The sequence below is a fragment of the Rhodovulum euryhalinum genome, assembly GCF_004342445.1.
GTDB classification, from domain to species: Bacteria; Pseudomonadota; Alphaproteobacteria; order Rhodobacterales; family Rhodobacteraceae; genus Rhodovulum; species Rhodovulum euryhalinum.
The window spans coordinates 23,963-43,922 of record NZ_SLWW01000010.1; the positions used below are offsets into that span (position 1 = coordinate 23,963).

Below are 19,960 nucleotides of genomic sequence, written 5' to 3' on the forward strand. Positions count from 1 at the left end.
ATGACCCCTCCCGACACGCTCCGCGCGCTGCTGGCGCAACCCGGCCTGATCACCATGCCCTGCTGCTTTGATCCGCTGTCGGCGAAGCTGATCGAGCAGGCGGGCTTTCCGCTGACCTTCATGTCGGGCTTCGCGGCCTCGGCCGCGCGGCTGGGGCTGCCCGACACGGGGCTCATGTCCTATGCCGAGGTGGTCGACCAGGGCCGCAACATCTGCAACGCGGTGTCGATCCCGGTGATCGGCGACGGCGACACGGGCTATGGCAACGCGATCAACGTCAAGCGCACCGTGCAGGGTTTCGCCCGGGCCGGGTTCGCCGCGGTGATGATCGAGGATCAGGTCTCGCCCAAGCGTTGCGGCCACGTCGCGGGCAAGGCGGTGGTCGACCGCGAAGAGGCCTATGCCCGCATCCGGGCGGCCGCCGATGCGCGCGCCGAGGGCGCCGATATCCTGATCCTCGCCCGCACAGACGCCCGGCACGAGCACGGGCTGGACGAGGCGATCGCGCGCGCCGCCCGCTTTGCCGAGCTTGGCGCCGATATCCTGTTCGTCGAGGCGCCGCGCGATGCGGCCGAGATGGCGCGCGTGCCCGCGGAACTGGGCAAGCCCTGCATGGCCAATATCGTCGAGGGCGGCCTGACCCCTGCCCTGCCCCCGGCCGAGCTGGAGGCCATGGGCTACAGGATCGCCGCCTACCCGCTGACGCTGCTGGCCGCCGCGATGAAGGCCATGGTGGACACGCTCGCGGCGTTCCGGACCGACACGCCGGACGAGGACCGCCTGATGGGATTCGCCGAACTCAAGCGCCGGATCGGCTTCGACGCCTATTTCGACGAGGAGGCGCGCTACGCCGGCAAGGGCTGACCCATCCGGAATAGGGCGTGGATTTCGGAGCGCAGGCGCGTTAACCTTTTAACTGGGAAATACGCGCCGATGGGGAATGCCATGAAGACACTCGTCTTAGCGTTATGCCTGATGCCCTTGTGGCTTGCCGGGCCCACATACGCCGCCAGCGCACCGGGCGGGGCGGCGACAGGCGATCTGGCGACCGTCTCCCATGGCGGCGGCTGCCGCAAGGACTCGCCCCCGGGCAAATGCTGTCACGCCGGGTCTCGGCCCTATCACTGCCACTGATCCGGCAACGCCGAGCTAGCGCGCCAGCACCAGCTCCGCCTTGAGCCCGCCCAGCCGCGCGCTTTGTCCCAGCCGCAGTGCGCCGCCATGGCCGCGCGCGATGTCCGACGCGATGGCAAGCCCCAGACCGACGCTTCCGCCCTTGTCCTGGGCGCGCGCCGCATCGAGCCGCTGGAACGGCTGTAATGCCTGCTCGCGCCGGTCCGCGGGGATTCCCGGTCCATCATCCTCGACGGTATAGACCACGCTCTCGGGGCTGACCGAGACCCCCAGCCCGGCGACGCGGCCATGGCGCAGCGCGTTGTCGACGAGGTTCTGCAACGCGCGTTCAACGGCCAGCGGGCGCAGCATGGCGTGCGTACCCTGCGGCAGTTCGCCGATCTCGACCGCGCCGCCCGAGGTCCGCGCCCGCGCGGCCACCCGCGCAAGAACCTCGGCCGGGTCGCAGGGTTCGGGATCGTCCAGCGCGTCGGCGCGGGCAAAGTCGAGAAACGTGTCGATCATCCGCGCCATGTCGTCGATGTCGCGCTGCATCGCCTGTGTCTCGGGCGTTTCCTCGGCCATCGACAGTTCCAGCTTGAGCCGGGTCAGCGGTGTGCGCAGGTCGTGGCTGACCCCCGACAGCATCAGCGTGCGCTGCTCGATCTGCCGCTCGATCCGGTCGCGCATATCGAGAAACGCGCGCCCCGCCGCCCGCACCTCGGTCGCACCCGACAGCTTGTAGGGCACCAGGCGCCCCTTGCCGAACGCCTCGGCCGCGGCGGCAAGCCGGGTGATCGGCCGCAACTGGTTGCGCAGGAAGAGATAGGCGATCACCGTCATCAGCAGGCCGGTGACCACCATCAGCACCAGCAACTGGTGCGGGTTCGAGGCCGAGACCCGCCGCCGGTCAAAGCTGACCTCCATGGGCCCCTGCGCCGTGTCGAGCCCGACCCGCACGATCCGCGAGGCGGCGCCAAGGTCGATGCCGCGGAACTCGGGCAGCCCATCGGCCAGCGTTCCGGTCACCACCCGGCCGGACAGGTCGTAGAACACCCGCATCTCGCCGCGCGGCGCAGCCTCGGTCAGCGCGACCCCCAGCGCCAGCGGCCGGGCCACCGCGCGCGCCTGTGCTTCGGCGGCGGCACGGTCCGGCGCCCCCTCGACCAGACGCACCAGATAGTCCAGCTCCAGCACGATGGCCTGCGTCATCTGCCGGGTCACATCCTCGAAATGGCGCTGGATGAAGACGACCGACACGACCAGCTGCAGGGTCACCACCGGCACCAGCAAGATAAGCGCGGCCCGGCCGAAAAGCCCCCGCGGCAGCATCCGTTTGATCCATCCCGACCGCATGCTAAAGCCATATCGGTCCCGCGCTTGCTTAGGAAGCCTTCACAGATGGACACAGCCTTCGACCCCGTGCCCGGCGCCTGCGCGCGCCTGCGCCCCGGCCTGCGCCGGGTTCTGGCACCGAACCCCTCGCCGATGACCTTCCGGGGCACGAACAGCTACATCCTGGGCGAGGGCCGCGTCGCCGTGATCGACCCCGGCCCCGCGCTGCCCGCCCATCTCGATGCGCTGCTGGCCGCGCTCGCCCCCGGCGAGACGGTGAGCCATATCCTTGTAACCCATTCCCACGTGGACCATTCGCCGCTGGCCCGCCCGCTGTCACAGGCGACCGGCGCGCCCGTGCTGGCCTTCGGCGACAGCCGCGCGGGGCGGCGGGCCGACCTCGCCGGGCTTGCCGGGCTCGGCGGCGGCGAGGGCGTGGACACGGGATTCGCGCCCGACCTGCGTCTGGCCGATGGCGAAGCGGTTGCCGGCGACGGCTGGCGGGTCGTGGCGATCCATACACCCGGGCACATGGGCAACCACCTGAGCTTCGCCTGGGAGGACGCGCTGTTCACCGGCGATCACGTGATGGGCTGGGCAAGTTCGATGGTCTCGCCGCCCGACGGCGATCTCGGCGCCTTCATGGCCTCGCTCGACCGCTTGGCGGCGCGGCCCGAGCAGGTGCTCTATCCCGGCCACGGCGCACCGGTGGCCGACGGCCCCGCCCGCCTCGCCGAACTGGCCGCCCACCGCCGCGCACGGCGTGTCCAGGTCCTGGATGCGCTGGCCGCGGGCCCGGCCACGCCCGCCGAGATCGCACAGGCGATCTACACCGACACGCCACCGGCGCTGCTGCCCGCCGCCACCCGAAACGTCCTCGCCCATCTCATTGAACTCGCAGACAACTTCCTTGCTGCCGCCGACGCCGAGATGGGCGCCGACGCCCGCTGGCACCGACTTTGAACCCCGTGTTCCTTTTTCTGCGATAACCCTCTGGACGGGGCTGACTCGTCTTGCTATATCGCGCCCCACGTTCCGGCGTAGCTCAGCGGTAGAGCAGTTGACTGTTAATCAATTGGTCGTAGGTTCGATCCCTACCGCCGGAGCCAATCACCCTTGGTTTCATTGGGAAATTGGCGCGACACGAATTCTACTAACAACCTACTCTTGCTTTCGCGTGGGTTGTTCGCGCCCTTCCAGCCCGCCGAACGCTCACGAAAGCGTGATAGCGCGGGGCTACGTCAGCTTCCATTGATCCGGCCCGATGTAGCCGCGTGACGCCTTGGCGAAGTCTTGGACGGCGGTTCGGTCGTTGATGTAGGTGCTGTGGAATTCGGCGAACGTGTTGCCTTCGCGCGGGCGTTCCATCACGTAGAAGTCGCAATATTGATCGCACAGCCGACACGAATACGACCACCAGTTGTCGGACGTGTCGAAGTAGTCTTTCGCCCCAACGACAAGTTCGTGAAGCCCGGTGATGTGATAGCCCGCAACTTCGGGCAGAAACTTCGTCATGTTCGGGGCTTTGACTTCGCAGATGGTTGCCAGCCCGAAAAACGTGTTCCAGTGCCGCCGAATGGAAAGTGTGTAGGCGTAGCCGTTCCAGATTAGCGGTTTGAGTGCCATGCACAGTTCCTTCGCGTCCCTGCCCGGTGTATGCTGCGCCACAATCGGTTGCGCTGCTTCGTTGTGCTGCGACTATATACGCGGATCGCTTCCTTTGCAGCCAGGAGTTCGTTGCATGGCCCAAGACACGCACGACGACCGACCGGGCTATTTCTACGTTGTCACGCAGCCCGGCAAAGATTGGGAAGTTTGGATGTGGACGGGGCACAAATGGTATGAACCGGGCGAAGCCGACGCCAAGGACGCACCGTATTGGTGCCATAGGGTTCCGCAAGCGCCAAACCCCAACGACACGTAGGAGTTTGCAGCATGGGCTACGTTTCCACGACAACCGACTATGTTGACCTAGACGGCGACTACGGCACCGTTGAAGGGGTCGAAGTCACTTGCACCAAGTGCGGGCATTCCGAAGAAAGCTTCGGTACCGACGAACCGTCGTTGAAACGGTGCGCTTATCTACTGCGGGAAAACTGCCCGCGTGGCGAAAGCAACTACTACGACGTGAACCCGTGACAAAAGGAAGCCCCGGCTGCGACGGTGAACGCAAACCGGGGCTAGTTGCCCTTGGCACTAGGGATTGGTTGTCAGGGGTGTTCGCAGAGGGCGGCGACGGTCGCGCGTTGATCGGCGGGCAGTGCCCAAAGCGGCACGCAGAGGCAGGCCACGACGTCAAGGTCAATGTCGCCTATCTGAGGTTCCACGCCGAGGTGGCGCGGGAGATTGCCACGGCCCTGCAACAGGTCGAGCACGGTGAGGCAGCCGACCGAGGCGAGGCGACAGAGCGGGAGGCGTATCGGGTCGCCCTTGCCCGTGCCGCCGAGTTGGCCCCGGAGGGAACCGCTTGGATCACCCGTGAGGCGATCATTGACCACATCGCCAGCCGCTACCGCCAAGACCCCGAGACGCTTGATCTCCCGTTCAAACTGAGCGATGCCGCCGAGGACGGTGAGAAGCAGCCGTCCCGTGGGTGTTCCGGTGTCTAGGTTCAGGTCCAGCACCCGCAGCGCCGCGCCGCGTTCCGTCAGCATGTCGAGGATGTCCAGAAGGTGGGCCACAGACCGGGCCAGCCGGTCCAGCTTGGTGACAACCAGCGTGTCGTCCTCGCGGACCTAAGCCAGCGCCTCGGCCAGCCTCGCCCGCTCCTTCACGCCCACCGATGAGACCTGTTCCACGAACAGCCGTTCGCACCCGGCAGCCCTCAAGTCCCGCTCCTGCCCCTCTATCACCCCCCTGTTCCCTGTTCGCCGACATACTCGGTTTGCACTGCATTGTAGGCATCTTCCGGACGTCCATTAAACCGATGGTCACGAACCTTTGCGACACGCGCAAGAGAAACCGGCACTGCAAGAGGCACCGACCATGAAAGACCTTCTGAAGACCGTTTCCGGGAAGCTCGTACTTGCGGCCGGGATTGCGATCACGGTTATCCTGGCAGGATACATCGGATACAGCGGCTGGCGGGCGTCGCAGCGGGCCGGGCAGCAGGTGATGGAACTGGCCACGGAGAAGGCGGGCGAGATCGCAATGACGATCGCCGTTCCGGTGACCGAGGCGACATCCGCGGGGGCCGCGCTGAGTGGCGGGTTGGCCGGCTACATGGCGACGGGTCATGCGACGGCATCCGACGTCATCGAGATCCTGAAGGGCGTACCCACTCAATACGAAACGATCTTCTCCGCCTGGATGGCCGGGGTGCCCGGTGGCCCGACCGACGACGTCGTTGCCGGGAACGAGGGACGGAACGGCGACGGCGTGTTCACACCTTACTGGACCAAGGCGAAGGCGGGGGGGCTGGATTTCTCGACCTTCGGGATCGACCAGGAGGCGCAGTGGTTCTCGGTCCCCATCAAGACCGGCAAGAGCGTCATCACGGAACCCTATCTTTCCGACGAAAAACGCCTGCTGACATCGGTCGCCGTTCCGGTGGTGGTCGCGGGGCAAACCGTCGGCGTGGTCGGCGTCGACATCGTCCTCACCGATCTGACCGCAATGCTGGGCAGGCTCGAGACGTTCGAGGGCGGGCGCGTCATGCTGGTCGACCAAGGCGGCAAATGGCTGGCCAATCCGGACGCGAACGATCTGACCAAACCCTATGACGAAGTCGGCGCCGACCTGATCATGGCGGCGCTGTCGGACGGAAACCCGCGGGTGATCGAGGGTCTGCCGGACGGTGCGACGCGGCTTGTCTATCCGTTCACCGCCCCGGGGATGAACACGACCTGGGCCACGATCCTGGACGTGCCCGGCGCCGTGTTCAGCGCGCCGGTGTTCGATGCGGTCGCCGAAGCGATCGCTGGCGGTGTGCTGATCCTGATCATGACACTTGCCACCATCTACCTGACCGCCACCTCTCTGGTCGCCCGACCGCTTCGGGGCATGCTGGAGGCCGTCAACGAGCTTGCCGCAGGCAAGTACGGCGACCCGGTGCCCGGGATCGAAAGAAACGACGACGTGGGGACCATGGCCACATCGGTCGAAGCCCTGCGGGAAGGTCTGCTCCAGAAGAACGAACTTGAGAAGCGGCAGGAGCACCTCCAGGAAGAACAGGCGCAGGTCGTCGAGATCCTGGCATCCAGCCTGAAGGCCCTGGCCGCGGGGGATCTGTCGCGGACGATCAATGAGAGGTTCTCGGGTGCCTACGAAGCCCTGCGCCTGGACTTCAACGCGACGATCGACACGTTGAACGAAATCATGGCGTCCCTGTCCGACAGCATCCGCGAGATCCGGGCGCGGTCCGACGAGATCAGCGCGGGCTCGGACGAGCTTTCGCGGCGCACCGAAACCCAGGCGGCAACGCTCGAAGAGACCGTCGCGGCGCTGGACGAACTGACATCCTCGGTTCGCTCGGCGGCGGATGCAGCGGCAAACGTCGAGCGTTCGATGGCCGCAACGCGCAGCGATGCGCAGACCTCCGGGGAGATCGTGCGCGATGCCGTCAGTGCCATGTCGGAAATCAAGAAGTCCTCCGACCAGATCACGCAGATCATCGGGGTGATCGACGACATCGCGTTCCAGACCAACCTGCTGGCGCTGAACGCCGGCGTCGAGGCGGCGCGCGCGGGTGAATCCGGTCGCGGCTTCGCCGTCGTGGCCTCCGAGGTCCGCGCGCTGGCGCAACGGTCCTCGGACGCGGCGAAGGACATCAAGCAACTGATCGACGCCAGTTCCGTCCAGGTCGAGACGGGCGTCGGTCTTGTGAACCGCGCCGGTGAGTCCCTGACGGGCATCGTCGAGCGCGTGGCAAGGGTGGCCGATCAGATGTCCGAGATCGCCACCGGAGCGCAGGAACAATCCGTCGGCCTCGGAGAGATCAATGTGGGTGCGACGGAGCTTGACAAGGTGACACAACAGAACGCGGCCATGGTCGAGGAGACCTCCGCCGCCGCGGCTACCCTTTTTCAGGAGGCAACCGCGCTTGAGCACCAGGTCGGACGGTTCACGCTGCGAGACACTGAAGGCGGCTTCGGGCATGTGACCCCGGTCTCGGCAAGCAAAGCAAAAGGCGCCATCACCGGCGACCATCATGGGGCGAAAGCGCAGAAACGGGTCGCCAACGGGGATGGCTGGCACGATTTCTGAGGGCTTTGCGCAATGGGCCGCGGTGGGCCTGCCGGTAGCGGGGCTGTTGCTGGCGGCGGCCTGGCTTGTCCTGACCCGGATCGCCCGGACCGTGATCGACACCCCGGGCCAGCCGCCCATCGGCTTCGCCCTCGACGACGACCGGGTGGCGCTGGATCCGCGCGGCATCTACACCCTGCGCGGCACGATCCGCCGCGGCGGACAGCTCATGTTCACCCCCGACACGATCACCCGCGTCCTGCAGTGGGGCGATCCTGCCGATGTCGAGGTCATCCTGAAGATGGTGCCGCAAGACTGATCCGGCGACACCTCGCCCAATTCGGGCACCCATGGCTTGCGCCTGCCGGCCACGCGTCGCACCACACTGCCGCGCAGATGCCGCTGTTCCGGGAGACGAAAGGGCCGGACCGGCCTCGCCGGAAGGACATGGCCGGAAGTCCCGCCGGGTCCGATCTCGGCCACGCACTGACACGCGATGCCACGCGCGAACGGGCGAAGCCTGAGCGCCTGATCCGGCCGGATATGCTGACCTGCCAGCCCGATACGGCGGCCGTCGAGGATTTCCGTTCCGGGCTGTCCTAGGATGTTCCGCCGACATGGGTGTAGTGATGCTGCCGGATATAGTCGCGAAGGCTGGCCGGATCGGGCTTGTCCGCGCGAACCTTGTCGAGAAGGATCGCAAGCGACGCCAGTCCGGCCACCAGCGCACTTGCAGCCGACGTGCCCGAGAAGAGCGTGTAGATCTCCGAGAGTTCGGTGCCCTTCCCGCCCACCGGCTCTTCCGGCCCCGGCGTGGCGGCGCGCCCATAGCTGCCGCGCACGTCCAGCGACAGCAGGCTCCACGGATTGAAGGTGTTGTCCCGCCCCGGCGCGATGGTGTCGTAGTCGAAATCGGTCCCGTAAAAGCCCCGGCGGTCGATGCTGTAGTGCCGCTGGTCCAGGGCCTCGCCATCGTCGCTCAGCATCCAGAAGATCTTGTCCTTGAGACCATCGCCATCGCCGTTCGTGTAGGCCGCGAAACGACCGCTGCGGTTCCTTGCGCCGACGACCACGAGATTGCCGAACCCGTCTTCGTTGATCAGACGCGCGGGGTAGGACAAGTCGTTGGCCAGACCGTCATTCCCCGCCGCGAGGATGACAAGGCGCTTGCTCGAAATCATCTTCAGAAGCGCCTCGAAGATCGCCTTCTGCGCCATCAGCCGCGACAGCAGCGCCTGGTCCTTGTCCTGGACAAACACCTCATCCGGTGCCGTCACAAGCGGCCGGTCGATCCGCGTGCCGTTCCCCGAGATCTCGACCATCTCGGCCCGCGCGGCGGGATCGGGCAGGCCGCGCGGAATGTAGATCACCTCTGCCTTCGAGACATAGGCCGCGATCAGCGCCCGGATCACGGGCAGCAATTCGTGGCTGTAGGGGGTGGCGTAGGACCGGATCTTGCAGAACGGATTGACCCCGAAATACGGGATCGGGCCCGGCGTGACGGGATCGACATCGGCGGGCGGGTGCCCGGCGACAAGCCCCGCGCAGGCGGTACCGTGGCTGCCGAAATAGCGGGAGGGATCGGGCAGCTTCAGTTCTGTGGCCGGGCGCATGTCTGCGACCAGCCGATCCCGTTCAGTCATGACAACAGCCATCTGATACCGGTCGGGAATATCAGTCAGATCCAGCCCGGCAAGCATGTCCCGGATCTCGTTGATCTGGCCGTCATTCGGGCGCGCCTGCGTCACGGGCGCTTTCGGCAATCCCAGCAGCTTTTCGACAAGGCCCTTGTCGGGCGGTGCGCCGGTCGGGCCAATCTTCTGCAACTCGAAGGATGCAAAGATCGCACCCTGGGCATCGACCCCCTGTCTTCCGTAAAGATCGAACACCTCGTCGAGCGCCCTTCTCGCAAGCTCAGCCCAATCCGCGCCGTACTCCCCCGCCTCATGGCAGCGGCGCAACGCGTCCAGCGCCGCGGTCGGCGGTGAATAGGTCACGCCGTTCACGTCGGGTCCGAAATCGACCTGCTCGATGCAGTTTCGTTCGAGATTGGGGTGGCCCGTATCCACCCCCGTGTCGATCAGGGCCACGGTGACAGGTGTCCTGCCATTCTTCTTGCGTTCCTCTGCCGCTTTGGCCGCCCGTTCCCAGAGCGGCGTGGGCACGTACGCGATCCTCTTGCCGTCCTGATCCGCCTCGTGCGCGGCCGCCGGCGCGCCGACAGGCGAGGTCGCGCCCTCTGCCCGGGTTTCCATCCCGTCGATCACAACGGCAAGAAGCCCCAATTCCACGAGATGCCACAGGTAGAAATCCTCCGGCGGGTTGGTCTTGTCGGAATAGATGGTGTTTGCGGTCATCACAGCCACTCCTTCAGGGCGTCGCGCATCTGCCGGCGGCAGGCGACGAAGAGATAGGGCGAGAACAGCCGAGCCAGTTCACGGCCCGCATAACTGTCGGAAGGATAGTGGATGCCCGCATATTCCCGGTTCTCGGCCACGCGCTGGGCCACGTAGAACAGCTCGGTCGTCGCAGGGTTCTCGGGCAGCAGGCGGGCCATCACCTCGGCCACCGAGTAGAGCTGGAAGGAATGGTTCGAGGGATAGGACTCGTGCGGCGGGTTGCCGAGGAAGGGGCGCAGCACGGGCGCGACCTGATTGGGGCGCAGCCGGCCGATCTTGCGCTTGTAGACGTAGCCCACCCGTTCGGTCAGATCGAGCACGGTGCGGATCAGGCCCACCGTCGCGGGATATCCGTCCTCGTCGATCGAGAGCGGTTTCAGTACCTCCAGAAGTTCGTTGGCGGCCACCTGAGAAAGGATCTCGCGCTGGCGGAGATCCCGGTCGACAAGCTCCTCCTCCATCCGCAACAGCGCCGTGACCTCCCTTCGGGTGAAGTCAGGGTCGGGCGGCGCCGGAAGCGGCAGGTTTTCCCAGGGCTGTGCGTGCTTGCGGTTGGCCGGGAACAGCGTGAGGAACAGCTCACGCAGCTCTTCCCAGGGTGCCGAGAGGATGTCGGCATCCTCGCCCAGACCAGCCATGCGCAGCGATTTCGACTTGGATTTGGACTTCGACTTGCTCTTTGATTTGGATTTGGACTTCGACTTGGACTTTGAAAACGTGCCCGAAAAGGCGACGCTGCCGCCCGAGACCCGAGGTCCGCCCCCCGCGGCCACCTCGGCGATCAGCAGCACGGCCGATCTGGACGGGAAGAGTTCGCCATCGCGGGTGATGCGCAGGTTCGCGATGGCCTCGGGAATGACGATCGGATCGGATGTTTCACTGGACATTCAGGCGCTCCATTCCTTGGCGGACAACCTTCAGGACGTCGGGGTTGGGATAGGGCGTGTCGCCCGATTTCAGCCGTTCGAGCGGGTCGTACCCGCCCTGGCGGCCCAGGATGTCCAGCGCCGCGCGGCCCTCGTCGCGCAGGCCGGCATGGCCGGCGGCCGCGGCAAGCGTCCGAAGCGTGGGCTCGTAGAGATGGCCGTTGCGCACCCGGTGCTGGGCAAGCGCCGCCTTGCAGTGGCGCGCGGCGTCCTCTGTCTGCCCGAGCATCAGCTCGCTCATCGCAAGCGACGTGGTAAAGCTGAAGCGAAACGGGCTGAACCGGCCCGTGTTCACGGCCTCGCGGGCAAAGCGATGGGCCAGCTTGTAGTCGCCGAGATAGAAATGCAGCATCGACAGCGTGTCGGCGAGGAACGGCGACCGGCTGGACGCGTCGCGCACGGGCGCGAGGATCTCCGCCGCCCGGTCGAGGTCGCGCAGAACAAAGCTGTAGACATGGGCCACAAGCGCGACGGTCAGCGGATTGTGACGGTCAAGCTCGGTGGCGCGCGCGGCGCACCATTCTGCGCGTTCGAGCATCTCGTGGTTGCGCTCGCGCCCCTCCTTCTCGGCACGGAATGCCGTGAGAAAGGCGTTCCAGCCAAAGACCGTCGACGCCTCCACCAAGTCGCAGGCCTCGTCCAGAAGGCGTCCGGCCTCGCCGAGTTCGCCGGGCGTCAGGCGGAAGATGCGGTCGACCGCCGAGACCACCATGCGCGCGGCATGGTGCTCGGCCGCATCAAAGCCGTCGAAGGCGGCAAGCCGTTCGATGAGCTTGTCGAACGTCGCCGCGGTCCAGCCATTGACCCATTCCTGCCCGAGATCGGCGCGCGCGACATGGTCGACGGCGGACCAGAGCACCCGGGCGGACCCGACATGGCTGGCCCGTGCGGCAAGGATGAACGTGTCCCCCAGCCCGGACACCTGAAGGCTCAGCATGACGTCGGGGCCAATCCCCGGGGGTGCGCCGGCCATATGCCGAAAATCATAAGGCACGATCAGGGAACTCTGGTCGAACAGCGTGATCAGGTCGTTGAGCAGAAGGTTGGCGATCCTGTCGGCAAGCCCGTCTCCGGCCGCGGAGTCGACCGGCAGGATGCCGACCTCGAACAGTGGACGCGCCGGCAGAAGCGTGCAGGGGGTGGACGACACCTGGCGCACCGGCGTTGTCCGCGACATGCCTTGCGCGTCCAGCTCCAGGCGAATTCTGCAGAGCCAGCGGTTGAATTCGTCGTCGGGAATGTCGATCCCTTCCAGGAAAGCAGGCTGGTAAAGGCCGCTTTCCACGCCGCACCGCGCGCCTTGCGAGAAGAGATCGATATCGAAGGCCTCGGGGCGCAACCGCACCGGCCCGCCTGTCGTTTCCAGGGGATTGGGCTCGACGGCCGACAGGCAAAGCCGCAGCTCGGCCAGCGCCTTGCGCAGGCTGTCGCGCCCCTGTTTCTGACCGCGATCGCTCCAGAGCAGGTCCTGCAATGCGGCTCGATTGACCGCACGTCCATCCGCCAGCGCAAGAAAGGCCAAAAGCGCCTGGGTCTTCGCCATGCGCGGCGTTGCAATCGATCCATCCGGAGCAACAAGCGTCAGTGCCCCGAGAAGTGACAGGCGAAATTGCATCTTTCGCCCCCCGCGTTTCCGAAATTAATCTGGAAATGTTCCATGTTTCGGCCATCAAATCAACGACGCTGCGTGAACGGGGCATGCAATTCACGCCCCGTTCACGCGCAAACCATCCACCTTCAAGGCACGCCGAAGACCGATGGCCGGGGCCGATATCGTTGTTCCAAAAGGAAACTCGGTGCCGGAACCGGCAGGGACACGGCACGCTGCCCTGCCGGTCGCCGGATTTTTCACGGCTCAGTCCGAGTCGGCCGCCGCCTTCATCCGGGTCAGCTCGGCCAAGGTGTAATCGGCCGGATCGACGCCGAGACCGGCGGCAATCTGCGCCTCGCCCTGCGACACGTAGCTTGCGCGGCGCGACGGGTTCGACGGATCGCGGTTCTTCCAGAACGCCGCGACCGGACCGGGCTGTGCCGTGCTCGTGGCAAGGCTCAGGCGATACATGTCGGCAAAGCTCATCGAGGTCGGATCGACCTCGATCTTCTCGGCGAACGCGATCCGCCCTGCGCTCGGTTGCGCCTTCGTGCTGAAGCCGCCGATCCTGAGATTGTCACGGATGTAGCGGAACGTGGTCATGTCGCCATCCTCCAACGCGCTTCGCATCTGCGTCAGTTGCGCCACCGAATGGTCCCCGGGCGCGACGCCGAGGCTCTTGGCGAGCTGGTAGGCCCCGCCAGTCACCGATTGTGCCTGCACGGCACCTGCAACAAGCGCGACCATCGCGGCCGTTGCTGTGAAAATGCGTTTCATGGCAATCTTCTCCCCTTCTTGGTTTCCCTGGTCGGATGCGACCCCGTTCGGGTGCCGCAGGAGGAGTAGGCCAGATGATCCCGGAACGCGGTGCGAAGCGCGCGGGTGCCGATCGTGAAATCACCGTGAATTCCGCCCCTGCGCAGTTGCGCGTTCGCTCGCCTCAAGGTGGTCGGAACCCGTGCGGCGGACCGACTGAAACAGCAGGCCTCGGTCATCCAGGGCAAGACGGGCCACCCCGTCCCGTTCGAGGTCAGCGCGGCCGTCGAACGACCTGCGCCGGGCGCTCTCGCGAAAATGGAGCGGCTCCACCACAGGGCACGAAATCATGGCCTTCGCCCGATCCCGCGATCATGGCCCCGTCATCAAGCCATCCATCTCGCGCAGCCTGCCGGGTGCACGCCCTACCCCAGCACCGAATTCACCGCCTTGGCTGTCGCCGCCACCACCTGGTCGGCCTCTTCCCGTGTCAGGCAGAGCGGCGGCGCAAAGCCCAGGATATCGCCCTGGGGCATGGCCCGGGCGATGACGCCCTGTTTCGCCATCTCGGCCACCACGGCGCCCGCTACCTTGCCCGCCGGGTCGTAGAAGGTCCGCGCACCCTTGTCCTCGACCAGTTCCACGGCGCACAGCATCCCCTCGCCGCGCACCTCGCCGACATGCGCATGCTCGATCAGCGCCGCGCGCATGGCCGACACGAAATAGCCGCCCACCTCGGCGGCGTTCGCCACCAGCCCCAGATCGTCGATCAGCTTGAGGTTCGCAACGCCGGCCGCCGCGCCGATCGGATGCGCCGAATAGGTCCAGCCATGGCCGATCGGGCCGAACTGATCGGTCCCCTGCTCCAGCACCTTCCACATCCGCTCGGACAGGATCGACCCCGACAGCGGCGCATAGGCCGAGGTCAGGCCCTTGGCCACCGTGATCAGGTCGGGTTTCAGCCCGTAATGATCCGACCCGAACATCGTCCCCAGCCGGCCGAACCCCGTCACCACCTCGTCGGCGATCAGCAGGATGTCATGCTTTTCAAGGATCGGCGTGATCGCCGCCCAATAGCCCTCGGGCGGGGGCACAATGCCGCCCGTGCCCATCACCGGCTCGCCGATGAAGGCGGCGATGGTCTCCGCGCCCTCGCGTTCGATCAGCGCCTCCAGCTCGGCCGCGCAGAAGGCCACGAAATCCGCCTCGCTCATGTCCAGATCGGGGCGGCGATAGTAATAGGCGGGCTCGGTATGCAGGATGCGGTCCAGCGGCAGGTCGAACTTGTTGTGGAAGACCGTCAGCCCGGTCATCGAGCCCGTCACCAGCCCCGAGCCGTGATACCCGCGCCAGCGGCTGATGATCTTCTTCTTTTCGGGGCGGCCGAGGATGTTGTTGTAATACCAGACCAGCTTCACGTTGGTCTCGTTCGCGTCCGACCCCGACAACCCGAAATAGACCTTCGACATGTGCCCGGGCGCGCGGTCCATCACCATCTTCGCCAGGGTGATCGCGGCCTCGGTGCCATGCCCCACATAGGCATGGTAATAGGCCAGTTCCCTTGCCTGCGCGGCAATCGCCTCGGCGATCTCGGCCCGGCCATAGCCCACGTTCACGCAGTAAAGCCCGGCAAAGGCGTCGAGGAAACGGTTGCCGTCGCGATCCTCGACAAAGCAGCCCGCCCCGCCCCGCATTACCCGTTCCGGAGCCTCGCCGCGGGCGAACTGGCCCAGATGGGTCGAGGGATGGAACAGGTTCTCGCGGTCCCACTGTTCCAGCATGTCGTTTCTCAGCATCGAACCCGTCCTTTCACACAGGGCAGGGCCGCAGCCCACCCTTCTTCTGGCCCTAAATATCCTCGCCGAAGGCACCGGCGCCGCAGGCGCCGGCCCCGCTCACGCCCAGTCGCGGCAGACATACTTGACCTCGGTAAAGGCCTCCATGCCCAGTCTTGCGCCTTCGCGGCCCAGCCCCGACTGCTTGTAGCCGCCGAACGGGATCGGCGCGCCGGTCACCTTGGTGCGGTTGACCGCCACCATGCCGAATTGCAGGGCGCGGGCCACGCGATAGATGCGCCGCGGCGCGCGGGTGTGCAGATAGGCGACCAGCCCGAATTCGGTGGCGTTCGCGCGGCCGACCACCTCGGCCTCGGTCTCGAAGCGGGTGATCGCGGCGACGGGGCCAAAGGTTTCCTCGGCCATGATCCGCGCACCGTCCGGCACATCGGCCAGCACGGTCGGGCGGTAGAACAGCGGCCCCGCCTCGTGCCGCGTGCCCCCGGTCAGAAGCCGCGCGCCTGCCGCCAGCGCGTCGGCCACATGGTCTTCCTGCTTGGCGACGGCCCTTTCGTTGATCAGCGGGCCGATATCGGCGTCGTCCAGCCCCCGGCCCACGGACAGCCGCGCCGTCGCCTCGGCAAAGCGGGCGCAGAAGGCGTCGTAGACGGGGGTTTCCACGTAGAACCGGTTGGCGCCCAGACAGTCCTGCCCGGAGGTGGCGAACTTGGCCTTGACCGCCTCAGCCACCGCCTCGTCCAGATCCGCATCGGCGAAGACGATGAAGGGCGCATGGCCGCCCAGTTCGAGGACCAGCCGCTTCACGGTCTGAGCCGACTGCCGGTACAAGAGCCGCCCGACCTCGGTCGAGCCGGTGAAGGACAGCGCGCGCACCCGCGGATCCTCGGTCCAGGGGGCGACCACGGTGGCCGCGTCGCCCGTGACCACGTTGAACACCCCCGGCGGCAGCCCCGCGCGTTCGGCCAGTTCCGCCAGCGCCAGCGCCGAAAACGGCGTCTCGTGCGAAGGATGGGCCAGCACCGTGCAGCCCGCCGCCAGCGCCGCGCCCGCCTTGCGGGTCAGCATCGCCGAGGGGAAGTTCCACGGCGTGATGCAGGCCGCAACGCCGACCGGTTCGCGCCACAGCTCCATCTCGGCGTCTGCCAGGTGGCTGGTGACGCCCTCGATGTTCGGGCGCTTGGCCTCTTCGGCGTAGAATTCCAGGAACGAGGCGGCATAGTCGATCTCGCCGCGCGCCTCCGAAATCGGCTTGCCCTGTTCCAGAACCATCAGCCGGGCCAGATCCTCGCGGTTGTCCTGCATCAGCCGGAACCAGCGGCGCAGCAGGGCCGACCGGTCCTGCGGCAACAGCCCCGCCCAGACCGGAAAGGCCGCGTGGGCGGCCTCCGCCGCGGCGGCGCTGTCGGCGGCGGTCAGCGCGGCCACCTCGCCCAGCCAGTCGCCGGTCGCGGGGTCGGTCACGGCGAAGCCCGCGCCGCCGGTCCCGCCGGTCCACTTGCCGTTCACATAGGCGAAGCTGCGCACAAGGCGCGGATCCGCAAGGTCGGCCAGCGGCGCGGTCTGGTGGCTCTGGTGCAGGCTCATGGGCGTTTCCTCCATGCTCGGGCCTCGCGCCGGGTTCGCGGCGCGGTCCGGGCAGACGATGCCACTTTCCACGCAGAGAGGGGGACCAAAGCCCGGCCGCCCGGCAGACGATCCGCCTGGCAACCCCCGCCCTGGCCAGTCAATCCTTCTGCAAACCCGCCAGCAGACCCAGCGGTGGCAGCCCCGGCCCCTTGACGGGCTTCGTCACCACGTAGGTGTAATAGCGCGCGAGCCCGATCCGGGCCTCCAGCATCCGGTCGACCAGCCGCTGATAGCTGTCGATGTCGCGCGTCACCACCTGCATCAGGTAGTCGAACCCGCCGCCCAGCGCCCAGCAGGCCGTCACCTCGGGATAGTCCGCCAGCGCCCCCTCGAAGCGGGTGAAGTCCTCGACCATGTGGCCCGCCAGTTCCACCGCAACAAAGACGGTGACATGGGGCCCCAGCGCCTTGAGCGAGATCTCGGCGCGGTAGCCCGCGATCAGCCCGGCCTTTTCCAGCCGCTTCAGCCGTTCCCAGGCGGGGGTGGCGGACAGGTTGATCCGCCGCGCCAGATCGGCCTTGGTGATACGGGCCTCGGCGGACAGGATGCGCAGGATTTCAAGGTCGCGGTCGTCGAGCCGGATCATCGGCCGCCCTCCGGCGCCCGGGCGCTGGCTGGCATGATCTCGGCCGGACCCCGGCGCATCGCCTTCCCCCTGTCGCTAACCGGCACATACGCGTCGCCCCGGGACAGACCTTGACGCGCGCCCGCGCCATACCGTCAGATGACCGTGACGCCCGGGCCCACGCCCGTCCGCGCCCCCCAACCCACCACGCGGGTCCGCCCGAAGTCAAGCACGCCCGACGCGTGCCAGCAGGAGCCATGTTCGCCATGAACGAGGAAATCGTCCAGTTCGGCTATGCCACCGAGGGCCGCGCGCCGTTCAGCCTGGGCGAGTATGAACGCCGCCTCGGCCTTGTCCGCCGCGCGATGGAGGCGCAGGGGCTCGACCTTCTGTTCGTCGAGGATCCGTCGAACATGGCCTGGCTGACGGGCTATGACGGCTGGTCCTTCTACGTCCACCAAGGGGTGCTGGTGTTCCACGATGCCGACCCGATGTGGTGGGGCCGGCAGATGGACGCAAACGGGGCGGTCAGGACCGTCTGGATGGCGGGCGTCCACATCACGCATTATTCCGACGATTACGTGCAGTCGACGACGCGCCACCCGATGCAGCAACTGGCCAGCATCATCCACGACCTCGGCTATGGCGCCAAGCGGATCGGGGTCGAGATGGAGAACTATTACTTCTCGGCCAAGGCCTATCTGACGCTGCGCGAGTCCCTGCCCGACGCCGACCTGGTGGACGCGACCGCGCTGGTCAACCGCCAGCGCACGGTCAAGTCCGACGAGGAACTGGCCTTCATGCGCCGCGCCGCGCGGATCTCGGAAAAGATCATCGACGGCGTGGTCGAGCGGATCGAACCCGGCCTGCCCAAGAACGAACTGGTGGCCGAGATCTACCGCGATGCGCTGACCGGGCTCGATGGCGACTGGGGGGATTACCCGGCCATCGTGCCGCTGCTGCCCTCGGGGATGGACGCCTCGGCCTCGCACCTGACCTGGGACGGGCGGCCCTTTGCCGAGGGCGAGGCCACGTTCTTCGAGATCTCGGGCTGCTACCGGCGCTATCATGCGCCGTTCTGCCGGACGGTGTTCCTGGGCGCGCCGCCCGACTACATGCGCGAGGCCGAGGCCGCGCTGGTCGAGGGGATTGAGGCCGGGCTCGACGCCGCGCGCGCCGGCAACCGCGCCTGCGACATCGCCAACGCGCTGAACGCGGCGCTGGCGCGGGCGGGCATCGACCGGGGGGCGCGCTGCGGCTATCCGATCGGCCTCAGCTACCCGCCCGATTGGGGCGAGCGGACGATTTCCCTTCGGCCAGAGGACGAGACCGTGCTGGAACCCGGCATGACCTTCCATTTCATGCCCGGCCTCTGGATGGAGACCTGGGGGCTGGAGATCACCGAATCCATCCTGATCCGCGAGACCGGCCCGGCCGAGACCTTCTGCAACCGCCCGCGCCAGTTGTTCGTCAAGCCATGACCGACCGGCTGGCCGATACCCGCGCAATCCTCGCCGACCTGGTGGCGTTTCCCACCGTGTCGTCGGACTCGAACCTTGAGATGATCGTCCATATCGCCGCGATGCTGGGCGAGCTTGGCGCGCATGTCGACCTGTTCCACGACGCGACCGGGCACAAGGCGAACCTGTTTGCCACGCTCGGGCCCCGCGCGGCGGGCGGCGGCATCGTGCTGTCGGGCCATACCGACGTGGTGCCGGTGACCGACCAGGACTGGTCCACCGACCCCTTCACGCTGCACGAGGCCGACGGGCGGCTCTACGGGCGCGGCACCTGCGACATGAAGGGCTTCATCGCGGCGACACTGGCCATGGCGCCGGTCTGGGCGGCGCTGGACCTGAAACGCCCGCTGCATTTCGCCTTTACCCATGACGAGGAGGTGGGCTGCCTCGGCGGGCAGGCGCTGGTGGCCGAACTGTCCGCCCGCGGTCTCCGCCCCGAGGTCGCGATCATCGGCGAACCGACCGAAATGCGCATCGTCGAGGCGCACAAGGGCTGTTGCGAATACAGCGTGGCGTTTCACGGGCTGGAAGGCCACGGCTCCAACCCCGACGCGGGCGTGAACGCGGCCGAGGCCGCGGTGCGCTATGTCGCCCGCCTGATGGACCTGGCCGAGGTGCTGAAGGCGCGCGCCCCGCATAACAGCCCGTTCACCCCGCCCTGGACCACGATCAACATAGGCCGGATCGCGGGGGGGCATGCGCACAACGTGATCCCCGGCCGCGCCGAGGTCGATTGGGAAATGCGCCCCGTCCAATCCTCCGACATGGCGTTCGTCAAGGGTGCGATGGCCCGCCATGTGGACGAGGTGCTGCTGCCAGGCATGCGCGCGGTCGAGCCCGCCGCCGCCATCCTTACCCGGACCGTGGGCGAGGTCGCCGGGCTGGAGCCGATGGAGGACAGCGCCGCCCGCCGCCTGCTGATGGAACTGACCGGCGAGGCCCGCGCTGAAACCGTGCCGTTCTCGACCGAGGCGGGGCTGTTCCAGTCGATCGGCTGCGCGGCGGCCGTCTGCGGGCCGGGCGCGATCGCCCAGGCGCACAAACCCGACGAATTCGTCACGCTGGACCAGCTTGGCCAATGCCTCACGATGCTGGACGGTCTGGCGACCGTCCTGACCCGCTAGACCCGGCCCCCTTGGCGGAGACCGG

The 19,960-nt window shown here is 67.0% G+C and carries 17 protein-coding genes, 1 tRNA gene and 1 pseudogene; 9 read left to right on the plus strand and 10 right to left on the minus strand.

Features of this window, described 5'->3' with window-relative positions; genetic code table 11:
* Entirely contained in the window at positions 1 to 864 is an 864-nt protein-coding gene (locus EV655_RS12815; protein WP_132545464.1) for an isocitrate lyase/PEP mutase family protein, read from the plus strand.
* Positions 865 to 1,149: 285 nt separating this feature from the next.
* Here the strand turns inward: EV655_RS12815 and EV655_RS12825 are convergent, their stop codons facing one another.
* Complete coding sequence (locus tag EV655_RS12825; protein WP_243645075.1) at positions 1,150 to 2,445, minus strand: ATP-binding protein; 1,296 nt, start codon at positions 2,443 to 2,445, stop codon at positions 1,150 to 1,152.
* A gap of 69 nt (positions 2,446 to 2,514) precedes the next feature.
* Here EV655_RS12825 and EV655_RS12830 point away from each other — a divergent pair, with 69 nt between their 5' ends.
* A complete protein-coding gene (locus tag EV655_RS12830; protein ID WP_132545470.1) occupies positions 2,515 to 3,411 on the plus strand; it encodes an MBL fold metallo-hydrolase in 897 nt (298 codons plus the stop codon).
* A 71-nt stretch (positions 3,412 to 3,482) separates the two neighbouring features.
* Positions 3,483 to 3,557, plus strand: a tRNA-Asn gene (locus EV655_RS12835).
* Between the two features lie 127 nt (positions 3,558 to 3,684).
* Here the strand turns inward: EV655_RS12835 and EV655_RS12840 are convergent.
* Positions 3,685 to 4,074 (minus strand): hypothetical protein, encoded by a 390-nt coding sequence (locus EV655_RS12840; protein ID WP_132545472.1) that lies wholly within the window; start codon positions 4,072 to 4,074, stop codon positions 3,685 to 3,687.
* A gap of 309 nt (positions 4,075 to 4,383) precedes the next feature.
* Between EV655_RS12840 and EV655_RS12845 the strand changes: the two genes are divergently transcribed.
* Positions 4,384 to 4,587, plus strand: coding sequence for a hypothetical protein (locus EV655_RS12845; RefSeq protein WP_132545474.1), 204 nt, complete (start codon positions 4,384 to 4,386; stop codon positions 4,585 to 4,587).
* A gap of 71 nt (positions 4,588 to 4,658) precedes the next feature.
* Here EV655_RS12845 and EV655_RS19095 read toward each other — a convergent pair.
* Positions 4,659 to 5,168 (minus strand): annotated as a pseudogene (locus EV655_RS19095) (recombinase family protein); the annotation flags it as partial.
* 265 nt (positions 5,169 to 5,433) lie between these two features.
* Here EV655_RS19095 and EV655_RS12855 point away from each other — a divergent pair.
* The 3 genes from EV655_RS12855 (at position 5,434) to EV655_RS18700 (ending at position 8,235) form a co-directional block, all read left to right on the plus strand.
* On the plus strand, positions 5,434 to 7,653 hold the full coding sequence (locus tag EV655_RS12855) for a methyl-accepting chemotaxis protein (RefSeq protein ID WP_132545476.1): 2,220 nt from the start codon (positions 5,434 to 5,436) through the stop codon (positions 7,651 to 7,653).
* Complete coding sequence (locus EV655_RS12860) at positions 7,634 to 7,951, plus strand: YbaY family lipoprotein (RefSeq protein WP_165905344.1); 318 nt, start codon at positions 7,634 to 7,636, stop codon at positions 7,949 to 7,951. The genes EV655_RS12855 and EV655_RS12860 overlap by 20 nt, the downstream gene beginning before the upstream one ends.
* A gap of 128 nt (positions 7,952 to 8,079) precedes the next feature.
* Positions 8,080 to 8,235, plus strand: a complete 156-nt coding sequence (locus EV655_RS18700; protein WP_165905345.1) for a hypothetical protein — start codon at positions 8,080 to 8,082, stop codon at positions 8,233 to 8,235.
* Here EV655_RS18700 and EV655_RS12865 read toward each other — a convergent pair.
* The 7 genes from EV655_RS12865 to EV655_RS12895 all read right to left on the minus strand — a co-directional run bounded on the left by EV655_RS12865 (position 8,232) and on the right by EV655_RS12895 (position 17,309).
* Entirely contained in the window at positions 8,232 to 9,989 is a 1,758-nt protein-coding gene (locus tag EV655_RS12865) for a S8 family serine peptidase (protein WP_132545480.1), read from the minus strand. The genes EV655_RS18700 and EV655_RS12865 overlap by 4 nt on opposite strands.
* Entirely contained in the window at positions 9,989 to 10,918 is a 930-nt protein-coding gene (locus tag EV655_RS12870; RefSeq protein WP_132545481.1) for a phosphatase PAP2 family protein, read from the minus strand. Before EV655_RS12870 ends, EV655_RS12865 begins: the two co-directional genes overlap by 1 nt.
* On the minus strand, positions 10,908 to 12,500 hold the full coding sequence (locus tag EV655_RS12875; protein WP_132545483.1) for a hypothetical protein: 1,593 nt from the start codon (positions 12,498 to 12,500) through the stop codon (positions 10,908 to 10,910). Before EV655_RS12875 ends, EV655_RS12870 begins: the two co-directional genes overlap by 11 nt.
* Before the next feature lie 312 nt (positions 12,501 to 12,812).
* Positions 12,813 to 13,325, minus strand: a complete 513-nt coding sequence (locus EV655_RS12880) for a hypothetical protein (protein ID WP_132545485.1) — start codon at positions 13,323 to 13,325, stop codon at positions 12,813 to 12,815.
* A 404-nt stretch (positions 13,326 to 13,729) separates the two neighbouring features.
* Complete coding sequence (locus tag EV655_RS12885) at positions 13,730 to 15,100, minus strand: aminotransferase (RefSeq protein WP_132545487.1); 1,371 nt, start codon at positions 15,098 to 15,100, stop codon at positions 13,730 to 13,732.
* A 99-nt stretch (positions 15,101 to 15,199) separates the two neighbouring features.
* On the minus strand, positions 15,200 to 16,684 hold the full coding sequence (locus EV655_RS12890; protein ID WP_132545489.1) for an NAD-dependent succinate-semialdehyde dehydrogenase: 1,485 nt from the start codon (positions 16,682 to 16,684) through the stop codon (positions 15,200 to 15,202).
* 139 nt (positions 16,685 to 16,823) lie between these two features.
* Entirely contained in the window at positions 16,824 to 17,309 is a 486-nt protein-coding gene (locus EV655_RS12895; RefSeq protein WP_132545672.1) for an Lrp/AsnC family transcriptional regulator, read from the minus strand.
* Positions 17,310 to 17,557: 248 nt separating this feature from the next.
* On the opposite strand from EV655_RS12895, the gene EV655_RS12900 reads away from it, so the two are divergent.
* Both EV655_RS12900 and argE read left to right on the plus strand, forming a co-directional pair.
* On the plus strand, positions 17,558 to 18,772 hold the full coding sequence (locus EV655_RS12900; RefSeq protein WP_132545491.1) for a M24 family metallopeptidase: 1,215 nt from the start codon (positions 17,558 to 17,560) through the stop codon (positions 18,770 to 18,772).
* Entirely contained in the window at positions 18,769 to 19,935 is a 1,167-nt protein-coding gene (gene argE, locus EV655_RS12905; protein ID WP_132545493.1) for an acetylornithine deacetylase, read from the plus strand. The genes EV655_RS12900 and argE overlap by 4 nt, the downstream gene beginning before the upstream one ends.
* The last annotated feature ends 25 nt before the right edge of the window (positions 19,936 to 19,960 follow it).

Excerpts from the sequence above, each read along its gene's own strand:
- EV655_RS12845 (WP_132545474.1), top strand. The coding sequence starts at position 4,384 with ATGGGCTACGTTTCCACGACAACCGACTATGTTGACCTAGACGGCGAC.
- EV655_RS12880 (WP_132545485.1), bottom strand. The coding sequence starts at position 13,325 with ATGAAACGCATTTTCACAGCAACGGCCGCGATGGTCGCGCTTGTTGCA.
- EV655_RS12830 (WP_132545470.1), top strand. The coding sequence starts at position 2,515 with ATGGACACAGCCTTCGACCCCGTGCCCGGCGCCTGCGCGCGCCTGCGC.
- EV655_RS12865 (WP_132545480.1), bottom strand. The coding sequence starts at position 9,989 with ATGACCGCAAACACCATCTATTCCGACAAGACCAACCCGCCGGAGGAT.
- EV655_RS12840 (WP_132545472.1), bottom strand. The coding sequence starts at position 4,074 with ATGGCACTCAAACCGCTAATCTGGAACGGCTACGCCTACACACTTTCC.
- EV655_RS12855 (WP_132545476.1), top strand. The coding sequence starts at position 5,434 with ATGAAAGACCTTCTGAAGACCGTTTCCGGGAAGCTCGTACTTGCGGCC.
- EV655_RS12890 (WP_132545489.1), bottom strand. The coding sequence starts at position 16,684 with ATGAGCCTGCACCAGAGCCACCAGACCGCGCCGCTGGCCGACCTTGCG.
- EV655_RS12870 (WP_132545481.1), bottom strand. The coding sequence starts at position 10,918 with ATGTCCAGTGAAACATCCGATCCGATCGTCATTCCCGAGGCCATCGCG.
- EV655_RS12860 (WP_165905344.1), top strand. The coding sequence starts at position 7,634 with ATGGCTGGCACGATTTCTGAGGGCTTTGCGCAATGGGCCGCGGTGGGC.
- EV655_RS12885 (WP_132545487.1), bottom strand. The coding sequence starts at position 15,100 with ATGCTGAGAAACGACATGCTGGAACAGTGGGACCGCGAGAACCTGTTC.
- EV655_RS18700 (WP_165905345.1), top strand. The coding sequence starts at position 8,080 with ATGGCCGGAAGTCCCGCCGGGTCCGATCTCGGCCACGCACTGACACGC.
- EV655_RS12815 (WP_132545464.1), top strand. The coding sequence starts at position 1 with ATGACCCCTCCCGACACGCTCCGCGCGCTGCTGGCGCAACCCGGCCTG.
- EV655_RS12900 (WP_132545491.1), top strand. The coding sequence starts at position 17,558 with ATGAACGAGGAAATCGTCCAGTTCGGCTATGCCACCGAGGGCCGCGCG.
- EV655_RS12825 (WP_243645075.1), bottom strand. The coding sequence starts at position 2,445 with ATGCTGCCGCGGGGGCTTTTCGGCCGGGCCGCGCTTATCTTGCTGGTG.
- argE (WP_132545493.1), top strand. The coding sequence starts at position 18,769 with ATGACCGACCGGCTGGCCGATACCCGCGCAATCCTCGCCGACCTGGTG.
- EV655_RS12875 (WP_132545483.1), bottom strand. The coding sequence starts at position 12,500 with ATGGCGAAGACCCAGGCGCTTTTGGCCTTTCTTGCGCTGGCGGATGGA.